Raw genomic sequence first — 13,422 nt, 5'->3', positions numbered from 1 at the left:
GGCTCGCTACCCATTCCTCGACATGGCCTCCCCGCCCCCCAGGTATCGCGACACCAGCTCGAGCGTCGCCTGCACCCCGCCTTGGCGCCGCACCACCGCCTGCTGGCCCGCCTCGCCCATGGCCCTCGCGACATCGGGCTTCTCCAGCAGCTCGCGCAGGGCCGATTCGAGCCCGGCCGCGTCGGTCACCCGGCGGGCGCCCCCGGCCTCGAGCAGCATCTCCGCGCTCTCGCGGAAGTTGCTCGTGTAGGGGCCGAACAGCACGGGCTTGGACCGGAGCGCGGGCTCGAGCATATTATGCCCCCCCGTGGGGACCAGGCTGCCACCCACGAAGACCGCCTCCGCGAGGTGATAGAGGGGGGCCAGCTCGCCCACGGTGTCGAGGATGATCACGGGCGCGGCGGCCCGGGCCGTGGGCAAGCGGCTCCGTCGCACCGTGGCGAGGCCGCGCTCCTGGAGCATGCGCTCCACCTCGGAGACGCGCTCGGGGTGGCGGGGCGCCAGCAGCAACACGAGGTCACGGTAGTCGGCCCGCAGGCGGGTGAACACCTCCGCCATCACCTCGTCCTCGCCCCGATGGGTGCTGCCCGCTACCCAGATGCGCTCGCGGGGCCCGAGCCCGAGCAGCCGCTCCCATAGCTCGCGCGCGCCCGGGCCGTCCACCACCGCATCGGTCTTGAGGCTGCCCGTCACCACGACCCGCTCGGGCGGGGCGCCCAGCGCGATGGCGCGGCGGGCATCCTCCTGCGATTGCATGCCCAGCACGGTGATGGACTCGAGCATCGGGCGCGTCAGGAACCGCACCCAGCGGTAGCGTCGAAACGAGCGGTCGGACAGGCGCCCGTTGGCGATCATGCTTGGGATGCGCCGGCGCGCGAGGGCGTCGAGGAAGTTCGGCCAGAGCTCGGTCTCCATCCCGATGAAGAAGTGCGGGCGGATCGCCGCGAGCGCGCGCTCGACGGGCCCGGGCAGGTCGAGCGGGAAGTAGCGGTGGGTCACCGCGCCATTCAGCCGATCGGCGACGACACGGGCGCCCGTCGGCGTCACCGTGGTCAGCACGATGTTCACCGCGGGCCACTGCCGGCGGATGCCCTCGATGAGCGGCATGGCCGCGATGACCTCGCCCACCGACACCGCATGAATCCAGCAGCGCGGCTCGGCGGGAAGCTCGGCACCGAGGTGGCCCAGACGCTGCCGCAGGTGCACGGGGTGGCCGCGGCGGAACAGGCGCCGGACCGCGACCACGGGCGCGTAGACCGCCAGCGCGGTCGTGAGCACGAGGGTGTAGAGGCCGCGGATCATGCCGCCGCCTCGAGGTCGGCCGCGCTCGACACCGCCGCCAGCGCCGCCTCCAGTGTCTTCCGCGCCCGCTCGCGGGCGTCGCCATCGGTCTTGCGCGCCACCGTGAGGGGCTCGCCGAAGCGCACCACGCAGCGGGCGAAGGGCCGCGGGACGCGGAAGCCGTCCCAGGAGCGGAGGCGCCACTCCGCGGATGCGGCCACCGCAACCGGCACGATAGCCGCGCCGCTGAGCGCGGCGAGGGCGATGACCCCCGGCTTGGCGATCTCGCGCGGGCCGCGGGGCCCATCCGGGACCACGACGACGCTGGTGCCCTCGGCCAGCGCGCGGGCGAGCAGCCGCAGCGCGTCCGCCCCGCCTCGGCTCGAGGAGCCGCGCGCGACGTCCAAATCGAAGCGGGCGCAGAGACGGGCCAACATCTCCCCGTCGCGCGAGCGGCTGATCAGGACGCGGAGGCGGCGGCCGCGATAGAGCGCAGGCAGGAGGAGAATGCGCGAGTGCCACGTGGCGAAGATGAACGGCGTTCCCGCGCGCCAGCGCGCGCCCGCATCCCCTTCCGCGTAGCGCACCCGGCACGTGGCGGCGAGCAGGCGCAGCGCGGGCGCGCCCAGGGCCGGACCCAGGGACAGCGTGAGGGCGCTGCTCATGCCGCGCGCGCGGCGTCGAGCACGGCCCGCGCCGCGCGCGGCCCGACGCCGGGCTCGCCCAGACGCGCGCGAAGATCGGCGAACGCCGCGCGCTGAGCGGCGGCGGCGCCGGGCTCGGTGAGCAGGCGGCGCGCCTCGGCGGCGAGCCGTTCGCCGGTGGCGGCGCCCTGCAGGAGCTCGGGCACCACCGTGCGTCCGGCCACGATGTTCGGCAGGCTGATCCAGGGAATCCGGATGAGCACCCGTGAGATCGCCTCGGTGAAGCGCGAGACGCGATAGCACACCACCATGGGCGCGCCCAGGAGCGCGGCCTCGAGCGTCGCGGTCCCGGACGCGATCAGGATCGCGTCGGCGGCCACCATGACCTCGTAGGTGCGTTCGCGCAGCACCTGCACCTCCGGGCCTCCTGCGGCCCGGCTCGCCGCGATCAGCCCCTCGACGTGCGCGCGATCCACCGAGGGTGCGAGCCCGACGAGGAACCGCGGCGCCCCCGCCCCCGCGGGGCCGGCCAGCCGTCGTGCGGCGTCGAGCATGGCGGGGAGCAGGCGCGAGACCTCCTCCCGGCGGCTGCCCGGAAAGAGCCCGACCACCGGCGCATCCGGCCCAAGGCCGAGGGCGGCGCGGGCCGCGGGCCGATCGAGTCCGACCGGGAGCACGTCGAGCAGCGGATGCCCGACGAAATCGACCGCAGCGCCGGCCGCGCGGTAGAGCGGCAGCTCGAAGGGAAACACTGCAAGGACGCGGCTCGCCAGCCGCGCGATCAGTCGGGCGCGCCCACGCCGCCATGCCCAGACCTGAGGCGGGATGAAGTAGATCACCGGGACGCCCGCACGATGCGCCTGCCGCGCGAGGCGCATGTTGAACTCGGGGAAGTCGATGATGACGAGCGCCCTCGGCGGGGCTTCGCGCAGGCGGCGCACCAGCGCCCGGTAGGCCCGGTAGAGTCCGGGAAGCCGGCCCACCGCCTCGCTGGTCCCTACCACCGCGTGCGCGGTGGGATCGGCCACGACCTCCATGCCCGCCGCCGCCATCCGCGGGCCACCCATGCCCACGAGTCCCACGCCGGGCTCCAGCGCGCGCAGGGCCCGGCACAGCGTGCCGCCGTGGAGATCGCCCGACGTCTCTCCCGCCGAGAGCATGATTGCACCGGCCGCCCCGCTCACACGGGGTCCTCCACGGTGACGAGGGCGATGCCGGCAGCGTCGGCGCGCCGGGCCACCGCCTCGTGGTCGACCACGAGCGTGCGCCCGCGTGCGACGGCAAGCGCCGTGGCGCCGCCCGCCGCCATCGCCTCGAGGGTGGCGAGGCCGATGGTCGGAATGTCGAAGCGAAAGTCGTGGTCGTCCGCCACCGCCTTCACCACCACCGCCCCCGACCCCGAGAGCCGCACCCCGCGGCGAATGGTCTCGTCGGTGCCCTCCGCCGCCTCCACTGCTACGGTGACGCCCCGCGCGCGCACCACCGTCTGGCCGACACCACGGTTGGCCAGGTCGTGCGCCAGGCGCCAGCCCTCACGGATCTCGGTCCACTCCGCCTCAGTTGGGACCCGCGTGCTGAGCCGGTCCGACGCCACCAGCCAGGGCCCGAGGAGCCGGCGCTGATCCATGACCTCGATCCCCATGCTGCCGAGCAACGCCGCGGCCATGCGCCCGAGCGAGCCGTCCGCGAGGCCCTCGCGGGAGAGGCCACGGCCGGCGTCGTCCGCCTGCTCGGCATGCGCGAAGAAGCGCTGCTTGGTGAAGCTGCCCACGAAGGCCACGGCGCCCACGCCCTCCGGCCCCAAGGCGCCGAGGACGCTCTGAAGGTCGGTCACGTGGGCTGGCACGAGGCGATCGGCGGCGGAGGCGAGCTCGGGCGCATCAGCGAACGCGAAGGCCACGACCCGCCATCCCTGCCGCCGCGCCTCGGCGGCGGCCCGGCCGGGGAGGATCCCGGCCCCGGCCATCAGGCCGAGGCAGCGCTCCACGGGAGGTCCTCTGGCCACGCGGTTTCGCCCCGGCCCTCGCGAATCATCCGCTCGATCTCGAGGGCCACGGCGAGCGACCGGAGGTCCTCGGCCTCGGCGAGATCCACGCGCCCGCTCGCCTGGGCGGCGCGCGCCGCCGCCATGAGGTGGCGCAGCTCGAGCTTGAGGGGATTGTCCTTGTGGACGAAGAGATGCTCCACGAAGGAGGCCTGCCGGTAACGGATGGCCTCGCGATTCACCGTGTACTCCTGGGCGGCGCGCCGGTGGATCTGGATGTCCTGATCCTGGTAGTCGAGGATGATGTACGCGTCAGGCTGGGTGATGGCGAGCGTGCGGATCTTCTCCTCGGTGGCGCGGCTGGCCGTGATCGTGGCCATGGCACCGCTGTCGAAGCAGATCTGCACGTTGGCCACGTCGGCCAGCCCGGAGCGCACGGAGGCGCCGATGGCCGTCACCTTGCGCGGCTCACCGTCGATCAGATTGAGCACGATGTCGATGTCGTGGATCATGAGGTCCATGACCACGGAGTCCCTCGCCACTCGGGGGGCGAACGGGCCGAGACGCCTCGACTCCACGAGGATGGGGCGCTCCACGATCTTGCGCAGCTCCTGGACGGCGCCGTTGAAGCGCTCGACGTGCCCCACGTGGAGCACCCGATTGCGGGCGCGGGCCACCCGGAAGAGCTCTTTGGCCTCCTCCAGCGTCGGCGTCATCGGCTTCTCGACGAGCACGTGCACGCCCGCCTCGAGCAGCTCGCGAGAGACGTCGAAGTGCAGCTCCGTGGGCACCGCCACCGTGGCCACATCGACGAGACCGGCCAGCTCGCGACAGTCGCGGAAGGCCCGGGTGCCGTAGGTCGCGGCGAGCTGCTGGGCACGCGCGAAGTCCACGTCCACGATCCCGACCAGATCGACGTCCCACAGCTCCATCAGGGCGAGGATGTGGTACTGGCCCATGTGGCCGGCCCCGACCACGCCCGCGCGCAGCCGCGGCTCCGCCACCGGGCTCATAGCACATCCTCGGCGAGATCGGCCCCGTCGGGCTCGCGGGACTCCGCCGCGCCGGAGACGATCCCGCGCTTCGACCGCTCGATGAAGGCGGCCATGCGGCGCCCCACCGATCCCTCGCCGAACTCCTCGCGCAGCCGTACGACGGCGGCGCCGGTGGCGAGGCCGGATCGGTAGAGGACCCGGAACGCTTCCTGCGCTTCACGCCGGCCTTGCGGATCGAAGCCGCCACGGCGCATGCCGATCACGTTGACCGCGCGCGCTACCGCGGGATTGCCGTCCACCATGACGTACGGCGGGACGTCCTGATTGACCTTGGCGCAGCCGCCGATGTAGGCGAAGGTGCCCACGCGCGTGAAGGGGTGCACGCCGCTGAGGCCGCCCACCGTGGCGCGATCCTCGACGGTGACGTGACCGGTGAGCGCGGCGCCGTTGATCATGATCACGTGATGGCCCACCACGCAGTCATGGGCGATGTGGCAGGCCGCCATGATCAGGCAGCGCGCACCAATGGTGGTGTCGTGGCCCTCGTGCGTGGCGCGGTGGATGGTCGCGTACTCGCGGATGACGGTCTCCTCACCGATGCGGACCCCGGTGGGAACGTCCCGCCGATATTTGAGGTCCTGGGGCTCGGCCCCGATGATGGCGCCGTGGCCGATCCGGCAGCGTGACCCGATGGTGACCTGGCCCTCGAGTACCGCGTGGGCGCCGATCTCGACGCCGTCGCCCAGCACGACGTCAGGCCCCACTATGGTACCGGGACCCACCCGGACGCCCGCGCCGAGCCTTGCGCGGGGGTCCACGAAGGATGCGGAGTGAATGGCTTTGTCGTCAGACATCCTTTCTATTTGGCCCCCTTCTCGAGATCGGTCAAGCGCTTTTCCAGGTCGCGTACGCGGCGGAGGAGCTCGGGCAGGCGGTTTTCCGCCGCCCAGATCCGCTTGGCCTCGCCGGTGGGCCGGGCGGGAATACCGCTCCAGACCTCACCGGCGGGGATGTCGTTGGGCACGCCGGACTTGGCGGTGAGGACCGCCCCCTCTCCCACCTCGACATGGTCGGCGATGCCAACCTGCCCCGCCAGCACCGCCCGATGACCCACCTTGGAAGACCCGGAGACGCCCACCTGCGAGACCAGGATCACGTCCTCCCCGATCTGGCAGTTGTGGCCCACCTGCACGAGGTTGTCCAGCTTGCTACCCCGCCCGATCACCGTCTCCCCGAGCGTCGCGCGGTCCACCGTGGTGTTGGCGCCGATCTCCACGTCGTCCTCGATGCGCACGCCCCCCACCTGGGGGATCTTGCGGTGCCCCTGCCCGTCGAACGCGTAGCCGAACCCGTCAGCGCCCAGGACCGCGCCGGGGTGAACGATGACGCGATTGCCGATGCGCACGCCGCTGCGCACGACCACGCGCGGGTGGAGCAGCACGTCGTCCCCGACCACCGCATCCTCGCCCACGAAACAGAGCGCGCCGACCCGGGTGCCTCGCCCGATGCGGGCGCCGCGCTCGACGACCGCGAACGGTCCCACCGCCGCGCTCGCGTCGACGCGGGCCCCGTCCGCCACCAGCGCGAGCCGATGGGTGCCGGGCTCCAGCGGCGGGTCCGGATGGAAGAGACGCAGCAGCGCGATCAGCGCGGCCTGCGGAGCGGCCACGCGCAGCACGGCGCCCGGCAGGCCGGCCAGGCCCTCGGGCGCCACGAGCGCCCCGGCTCGCGTGGCTGCCGCCGCCTTGACGTATCGCGGGCCGAGCACGAAGGAGATGTCGTCGGGTCCCGCCGCCTCGAGCGTTGCCACCGCCCGCACCCGTCGGGACGGCTCCCCTTCGAGGCGGGCGTTCAGCGTTTCCGCCAGCTCTCCGAGGGTGAACGATCCGCCGGCGGCCACTTACGGCTTCGTGGGCGCGGTCGACGCCTTCCTGCTCGCCGCGTCGAACTCCTTGATGACTTCCTCGGTGAGATCGGCCTCGGGGGCGCCGTAGATGAGGCCGGCGCGGGCGTCCACGATCAGCGTGTAGCCTCGCTCCTTCCCCACCTTCTGCACGACGCCCTGGAGGTCGCGCGCGAACTTGACCATGAGCTCACGGTCCTTCTTGGCGAGGTCCTTCTCGAAGTCGTCGGCAAGGCGCCGGAGATCACGGACCTTGCGCTCCATGGTGTCCTGCTTCTCCTTACGGACCTCGGGCGAGAGGAGCTGCCCCTTCTTCTCCAGCTCGTCCTTGAGCTTGGCCAGCTCGCTCTGCAGCGTGTCCACCTGCTTCTGCATCGCCGCCTTGTCGCGCTCCAGGGCCTCGCGAGCCGAGACGCCGGCGGCGGACTTGGCCATCACGCGCTGGGTGTCGATGAAGCCGACGCGGGTCGCCGCGGCGGCCGGGGGCGGCGACTGGGCCTCCGCGCGCGGTGGCATCCACCGGACCCCCACCCCCCAGGCCGCCGTCGCCGCGAGCACGGCCACGGGAAGCACTACCTTGAGCATCACACGCATCGTCCTTCCTCCTCGTTCGTTAGAACGGGGCGCCCACCGCGAAGTGGAACTCCCCGAAGCTCTCGTTCTTGCGCCGGTCCAGCTTGATGCCATAGTCGACCCGGAGCGGGCCGAACGGCGAGGCCCAGCGCAGCGATAGCCCCGCGTCGTGACGCAGCTCCGTCAGGTCGAACACGGTTCCGAAGCTCGTGTCCGGCCCGTAGACCTGCCCTACATCGTAAAAGAAAGCCATGCGAATGTTGAAAAAGAGCGGAATCGTGTATTCGACGGTGCCGAGGACCTGGATGTTCCCGCCGACCTTGGTCCCGGACTGATCCACCGGGGAGATCTGGCGGGCCTTCCAGCCCCGGAGGGAGTTGGGCCCGCCCAGGTAGTAGCGCTCGAAGAGGGGCAGCGGATCGCTGGACCAGCCAACCGCGTAGGCGGCCAGGGCCCGGCCGCTGATCACGTGGTTCAGCCAGGGGGTGTAGAAGCCGGCGAGGTTGCCGGCGGTGCGCACGAACTTGCTGTCGCCGAAGGCGAGGCCCGCGAAGTCGAGGCCGATGCCGGCCACCGTGCCGCGGGTGGGCTCGAAGGCGCTGTCCCGGGAGTCCCGGCTGACCGAGGCGCCGATGAGGGAGGTGAGGCGCTTGCCCTCCTCGGACTGGAGGCTCGTGCTCGCGTTGTCTGCGACATCCGTGACGTTGTCCTGCGTGAGGCGGTAGATGAGGTTCCAGCGAGAGAAGTCGCCCAGCGGGTGGCCGAAGCGGATGTCGCCGCCGAGGGAGTTGACGGTGAAATCCTGGTACACCCGGCGGTTGTTGAAGAGGTCGAAGCCGGCGGACAGGGGCCGGTCGAAGAGCCAGGGCTCGGTGAAGCCGACCGTTCCCTGCTGGGTGCTGCCGCCCGCCCGGATGCGGACGAAGGCTTCCCAGCCCCGCCCCAGGAAGTTGCGCTGGGAGAGGTCGACGGTCGCGATGAAGCTGTCGGTGGAGCTGTAGCCGCCGCCGACCGAGAAGAGGCCGGTGGGCTTCTCGACGACCTCGATGTTGACGACGATCTTGTCCTTGGTGACGCCGGGCGCCGTGGTGGCCTTGACCTGGTCGAAGTAGCCGAGGTTGGTGAGCCGTTGCCGGGCGCGCTCGAGCTTGGCGGTGGTGAAGAAGTCGCCTTCGTGCATCGGGACCTCGCGCCGGAGGATCTTCTCCTCGCTGCGCGTGTTACCGGTGATGTTGATCCGCTCGACGAAGACCTCCGGGCCTTCGTTGATGTCGAACGTGATGTTCACCCGCCGGTTGGCGATGTCCTGGGTGGTCTGCGGATTGATGTCGGCGGACGCCCGCCCGATGGTCCCGTAGAGAGCCTGGATGCCGTTGAGGGAGTCCCGGACCTTGCCCCGGGAGAACACGTCACCGGTCTTGAAGGGGATGCGGCGCCGGATCTCCTCGACGGGCACCACGTTGTTCCCGGTGATGTCGACGCCGCCCACCTTGAACTGAGGGCCCTCGACGACCACGATTTTCACGACGACCCGGGCGGTCTCCTTGTCGATGATGGTCTCGGCAGACTCCACGCGCGCCTGGATGAAGCCGTGGTCGTTGTACAGGGACACGATGCGGTCGCGGTCGTCGTCGAGCTTCTGCCGCTCCACCGTGCCGCGCAGGATGTAGTACTGCCGCTCCTGGGTGGCCATGACCGCCTTGATCTGCGTGGGGGTCAATCCCTTGGCGCCCTCGATGACGATCTCCTCGATCGTCATCTTCCGCCCCTCGGCGATGCGGAAGGTCACCGCCACGTCCCCGTCGGGCAGCTTGGTGGCGTCAGGGGTGACCTGGACCTCGAAGTAACCCTCCTCCTCGTAGTACTCCTTGATCTTCTCGGCGGCCCGGGTGACCTCGACGGGGTTGTAGACGGCGCCGAGCTTGAGGTCGATCTTCTCGGTGAGCCCGGCGGCGTCGAGCTTCTTGTTCCCCGCGAACTGGATGTCGCGGACGAACGGCCGCTCCACCACCACGAACGTGACCTTCACGCCCCCCTCGAAGTCCTCGACCTTGAGTTGAACGTCGTCGAAGTAGCCCAGAGCGAACACCGCCCGGATGTCCTCGGCGAGCCGGGTGGGCGTGAACGGGCTGCCGATCTTGGTGCCGATGCGGCCCAGGATCACCGCTTCCTGGATGCGGCGATTCCCCTGGATGACGACGTCACGGACGATGATGGCGCGCTGTCCGCCCGGGCCCGGCTCCTGCTGAGCCTGGGCGGGAGCGATGGAGGGAATCAGGAGGAAGACAAAAAAAATGGAGAGAAGGGCTCTCCCCAGAAGGGTCATCTGCCCGAGCGGCCCGACGTGTCGCGACCCCGCGTACCGCGGATCAGTGTTCGGCCAGCGCCAGCGGTGACTCGGGAACCTGCGCTTCCCGGAAGACGAAATTATCACCCTCCACGTCGAGCTCGAGCCGAGCGCCATCCGTGATCTGGCCCCGGACGATCGCCTCGGCGAGCGGATCCTCTACGTGCTTTTGAATCGTGCGCCGCAGCTGCCGGGCGCCGTAGGTGGCATCGTAGCCCTTCTCGACGAGGAGGTCCAGCGCCACGGGGGTCGGCTCGATGCTGATCCCCTTGTCCGCGAGCTGGGCGTTCACGCGGTTCAGCATGAGCCGCACGATGCCCGTGATGTCCTCGCGGGAGAGACCGTGGAAGACGATGGTGTCGTCGATCCGGTTCAGGAACTCGGGCCGGAAGGCGCGCTTGAGCTCCTCCATGACCCGGCCCTTCATCTTCTCGTGGGACGAGTCGTCGCCCTCGGGCAGGAAGCCGGGGGACGTCCGCTTGCCGATGAAGCTGGTCCCGAGGTTCGAAGTCATGATCAGGATGGTGTTCTTGAAGTCGACCACGTGGCCGACCGAGTCCGACAGGCGACCGTCGTCAAGCACCTGGAGGAGCATGTTGAACACGTCGGGGTGCGCCTTCTCGATCTCGTCGAAGAGCACCACCGAGTAGGGCCGGCGGCGCACCTTCTCGGTCAGGAAGCCGCCCTCCTCGTAGCCCACGTAGCCGGGAGGGGCTCCGAGGAGCCGGGACACGGAGAACTTCTCCATGTACTCGGACATGTCCACGCGGATGAGGGCGTTCTCGTCGCCGAAGAGGTACTCGGCGAGGGCCCGCGCCAGCTCGGTCTTGCCCACGCCGGTGGGGCCCAGGAAGATGAACGAGCCCACCGGCCGCTTGCTGTCCTTGAGGCCCGCCCGCGAGCGCCGGATGGCGCGGGAGACGGCGGCGACGGCGTCGCGCTGACCGACGATGCGCGCGTGGAGCGCCTCCTCCATGCGGGCCAGCTTGGCCGACTCCTTCTCCTCGAGCTTGGAGAGCGGGATGCCCGTCCAGCGGGACACGATGTACTCGATGTCCTCCTCGCCGACGGTCTGCGGGCCCTTGCCCTTGCGCTTGTCCCACTCGCGCTTGAGCTCCTCGTCGCGCCCGCGCAGGAGCTTTTCCTTTTCCCGAAGGGACGCGGCCTTCTCGAACTCCTGGGCCTCGAGGTACATATCCTTCTCGCGGACGACCCGCTCGACCTCCTTGCCTAGCTCCTTGATCTCGGGAGGCGGCATGAGGGCCATGAGGCGGGTACGCGAGGAGGCTTCATCGATGACGTCGATGGCCTTGTCGGGGAGCTGCCGGTCGGTGATGTACCGGTCGGCGAGCTTCACGGCGGCGTCGATCGCCTGATCCGTGATCTTCACCCGGTGATGGGCCTCGTACTTGTGGCGCAGGCCTTTGATGATCTCCACCGACTCGGGGACCGAGGGCGCACGGACGATGACCGGCTGGAACCGGCGCTCGAGGGCGCCGTCCTTCTCGATGTACTTCCGGTACTCGTCGAGGGTGGTCGCGCCGATCGTCTGGATCTCGCCCCGCGAGAGCGCCGGCTTCAGCATGTTGGAGGCGTCGATGGCGCCCTCTGCTGCCCCCGCCCCGATCAGGGTGTGCAGCTCGTCGAGGAAGAGGACCACGTTCTCCGACTGCCGGATCTCCTTCATCACCGCCTTGAGCCGCTCCTCGAATTGGCCACGGTACTTGGTGCCGGCCACGAGGGCGCCTAGGTCGAGCTGGAGCAGACGCTTCTGAGCGAGGACGTCGGGCACCTCGTGCCCCACGATCCGCTGGGCGAGCCCCTCCACGATGGCGGTCTTACCCACGCCGGGCTCGCCGATGAGGACCGGGTTGTTCTTGGTCCGCCGGGCGAGGATCTGGATCACGCGCTCGATCTCGGTCTCGCGCCCGATCACGGGGTCGAGCTTCGACTCCCGCGCGAGCTGGGTGAGGTCGCGCGCGAACTCGTCGAGCACCGGGGTCTGCGAGCGCTTCTTCGGGCGCGGGTAGTACTGGTCGCCCAGGAGCGACAGGGTCTCCTGACGAACCTCGTCCAGGCGCGCGCCGAGGGACTCCAGGATCTTCGCGGCGATCGACTGCCCTTCCTTCATCAAGCCGAGGAGGAGGTGCTCGGTGCCGATGTAGTTGTGACCGAGCTGGCGGGCTTCCTCGATGCTGAGCTCGAGGACGCGCTTGGCCTGGGGCGTGAACGGCACCTCCCCGAAGGTCAGGGTCTTGGGGAAGCCGGCGAGGGCGCGCTCGACCTCGGCCTTGACGGTCTCGAGTCTCAGGCCCAGCCGCTGCAGAACCGCGGTGGCGATCCCCTCACCATCCCGGATCAAGCCGAGGAGGATGTGCTCGGTGCCCACGAAATCGTGGCGGAAGCGGCCCGCCTCTTCCCGCGCCAAGATGATGACCCGCCGCGCCCGCTCCGTGAATCGTTCGAACACTTGGATTTCTCTCCCGGGTTAGGTGTGGTCTCGTGCGCCCTAAACCTGCTCAAAGTATATAGCTTGCCCAGAGTGCCGCCTAGCCTTTTCTTGCTTTTCGGGCCTATCTGCCCGGAAGTGTTCGCCCATCCGGCCCCGCTCGCCCTCGGAGGCTTCGCCGGGCCCTCCCCGGCCCCCCCGTCCGCGCCCTCACGGCCAGGGCAGCGCCCGGCCCTCGACCAGCTGATAGCCCCGATCCGCCCGCCGGGCCAGCTCGTGATTGTGGGTGGCAATGACGAACGAGAGCCCCCGCTCCGCCTGCAGCCGCAGGAACAGCTCCCAGATCACCTCGCTCGTCTTGGGGTCGAGGTTCCCGGTGGGCTCGTCCGCGAGCACCACGCGCGGCGTGCCGACGAGCGCGCGCGCGATGGCGACCCGCTGCAGCTCGCCGCCCGAGAGCTCGCCCGGCCGATGCCCCGTGCGGTCGGCGAGGCCGACCTCCGCAAGGGCGTCGCGCGCGCGCAGGCGCGCGGCCGGCGCGGGCACGCGCTGCAGCAGAGCCGGGATCATCGCGTTCTCGAGCGCGGTCATCTCGCCGAGGAGGTTGCCGAACTGGAACACGTAGCCGATCTCCGAGCGCCGGTAGCGGGCCAGCCCGTTCTCCGAGCGGGCGAAGACATCCTCGCCGTCGAAGCGCACGCGGCCCGCGGTCGGCCGATCGAGCGCACCGAGGAGGTGGAGCAGCGTCGACTTGCCCACCCCCGACGCCCCGATCACCGCCACCGACTCCGCCGCGTTCACCACTAGGCTCGCCCCCCGGAGCACGCGCACCACCTCCGGGCCCATGCGGTACTCCTTCTCCAGGTCTTCCGCGACGACGAGCGGCTCACTCATAGCGGAGTACGTCCACCGGGACGAGGCTCGCGGCGCGGCGCGCCGGGGAGAGCGTGGCGAGGAACGAGATGACCAGGGTGGAGCCGATGACCATGGCGAAGTCGCTGCCGGTGAGCTTCATGGGGAGGTAGTCGATCTGGTAGACGTCGCCGGCGAGACGGATGATCTTGTAGGTGTTCTGCACCCAGATGAGCCCCAGCCCGAACGCGCTGCCCGCCACCGTGCCCACCAGCCCGATCAGCATGCCGGCGGCGAGGAACACGACCGCGATGGAGCCGGAGGTCGCCCCCATCGCCTTGAGGATGCCGATCTCCTTCCGCTTCTCGGCCACGAGGAGCACGAGGTGGCCGAT

At 70.4% G+C, this 13,422-nt stretch carries 12 protein-coding genes; all 12 read right to left on the bottom strand.

The genetic code is table 11. The annotated features are described in order from the left end of the window. Positions 1 to 6: 6 nt before the first annotated feature. Positions 7 to 1,302, bottom strand: coding sequence for a 3-deoxy-D-manno-octulosonic acid transferase (locus VFX14_04050; protein HEU5188843.1), 1,296 nt, complete (start codon positions 1,300 to 1,302; stop codon positions 7 to 9). Then, positions 1,299 to 1,946, bottom strand: coding sequence for a lysophospholipid acyltransferase family protein (locus VFX14_04045; protein ID HEU5188842.1), 648 nt, complete (start codon positions 1,944 to 1,946; stop codon positions 1,299 to 1,301). The genes VFX14_04050 and VFX14_04045 overlap by 4 nt, the downstream gene beginning before the upstream one ends. Further along, entirely contained in the window at positions 1,943 to 3,085 is a 1,143-nt protein-coding gene (lpxB, locus tag VFX14_04040; protein ID HEU5188841.1) for a lipid-A-disaccharide synthase, read from the bottom strand. Before lpxB ends, VFX14_04045 begins: the two co-directional genes overlap by 4 nt. A 20-nt stretch (positions 3,086 to 3,105) precedes the next feature. Further along, positions 3,106 to 3,912: a UDP-2,3-diacylglucosamine diphosphatase LpxI gene (gene lpxI, locus VFX14_04035; protein HEU5188840.1), complete on the bottom strand. Its 807-nt coding sequence runs from the start codon at positions 3,910 to 3,912 to the stop codon at positions 3,106 to 3,108. Further along, a complete protein-coding gene (locus VFX14_04030; protein HEU5188839.1) occupies positions 3,891 to 4,922 on the bottom strand; it encodes a Gfo/Idh/MocA family oxidoreductase in 1,032 nt (343 codons plus the stop codon). The genes lpxI and VFX14_04030 overlap by 22 nt, the downstream gene beginning before the upstream one ends. After that, complete coding sequence (gene lpxA / locus VFX14_04025; protein HEU5188838.1) at positions 4,919 to 5,758, bottom strand: acyl-ACP--UDP-N-acetylglucosamine O-acyltransferase; 840 nt, start codon at positions 5,756 to 5,758, stop codon at positions 4,919 to 4,921. Before lpxA ends, VFX14_04030 begins: the two co-directional genes overlap by 4 nt. A gap of 5 nt (positions 5,759 to 5,763) precedes the next feature. Further along, the gene (gene lpxD, locus VFX14_04020) at positions 5,764 to 6,804 is read right to left on the bottom strand and encodes a UDP-3-O-(3-hydroxymyristoyl)glucosamine N-acyltransferase (GenBank protein HEU5188837.1); all 1,041 of its coding nucleotides are present in this window, start codon (positions 6,802 to 6,804) and stop codon (positions 5,764 to 5,766) included. Next, positions 6,805 to 7,401, bottom strand: a complete 597-nt coding sequence (locus tag VFX14_04015) for an OmpH family outer membrane protein (protein HEU5188836.1) — start codon at positions 7,399 to 7,401, stop codon at positions 6,805 to 6,807. It lies immediately after the preceding gene. 19 nt (positions 7,402 to 7,420) lie between these two features. Then, the gene (gene bamA, locus VFX14_04010) at positions 7,421 to 9,706 is read right to left on the bottom strand and encodes an outer membrane protein assembly factor BamA (protein ID HEU5188835.1); all 2,286 of its coding nucleotides are present in this window, start codon (positions 9,704 to 9,706) and stop codon (positions 7,421 to 7,423) included. A 43-nt stretch (positions 9,707 to 9,749) separates the two neighbouring features. Further along, positions 9,750 to 12,197 carry an ATP-dependent Clp protease ATP-binding subunit gene (locus VFX14_04005; protein HEU5188834.1) on the bottom strand — a complete coding sequence of 816 codons (2,448 nt, stop codon included), beginning with the start codon at positions 12,195 to 12,197 and terminating at the stop codon, positions 9,750 to 9,752. Positions 12,198 to 12,386: 189 nt separating this feature from the next. Continuing rightward, on the bottom strand, positions 12,387 to 13,070 hold the full coding sequence (locus VFX14_04000; GenBank protein HEU5188833.1) for an ABC transporter ATP-binding protein: 684 nt from the start codon (positions 13,068 to 13,070) through the stop codon (positions 12,387 to 12,389). Further along, a partial coding sequence (locus tag VFX14_03995) for an FtsX-like permease family protein (GenBank protein ID HEU5188832.1) occupies positions 13,063 to 13,422 on the bottom strand: 360 nt, incomplete at its 5' end. The genes VFX14_04000 and VFX14_03995, both read right to left, overlap by 8 nt.

This window comes from Candidatus Methylomirabilota bacterium, assembly GCA_035764725.1.
Classification (GTDB): Bacteria; Methylomirabilota; Methylomirabilia; order Rokubacteriales; family CSP1-6; genus DASRWT01.
The sequence above is the reverse complement of the archived record's forward strand: the minus strand, read 5'-3'. Positions and strand labels throughout refer to the sequence as shown.

Coding starts and splice junctions, on each gene's coding strand:
- VFX14_04050 (HEU5188843.1), bottom strand. CDS start 1,302: ATGATCCGCGGCCTCTACACCCTCGTGCTCACGACCGCGCTGGCGGTC.
- VFX14_04045 (HEU5188842.1), bottom strand. CDS start 1,946: ATGAGCAGCGCCCTCACGCTGTCCCTGGGTCCGGCCCTGGGCGCGCCC.
- lpxB (HEU5188841.1), bottom strand. CDS start 3,085: ATGCTCTCGGCGGGAGAGACGTCGGGCGATCTCCACGGCGGCACGCTG.
- VFX14_04030 (HEU5188839.1), bottom strand. CDS start 4,922: ATGAGCCCGGTGGCGGAGCCGCGGCTGCGCGCGGGCGTGGTCGGGGCC.
- lpxA (HEU5188838.1), bottom strand. CDS start 5,758: ATGTCTGACGACAAAGCCATTCACTCCGCATCCTTCGTGGACCCCCGC.
- VFX14_04015 (HEU5188836.1), bottom strand. CDS start 7,401: ATGCGTGTGATGCTCAAGGTAGTGCTTCCCGTGGCCGTGCTCGCGGCG.
- bamA (HEU5188835.1), bottom strand. CDS start 9,706: ATGACCCTTCTGGGGAGAGCCCTTCTCTCCATTTTTTTTGTCTTCCTC.
- VFX14_04000 (HEU5188833.1), bottom strand. CDS start 13,070: ATGAGTGAGCCGCTCGTCGTCGCGGAAGACCTGGAGAAGGAGTACCGC.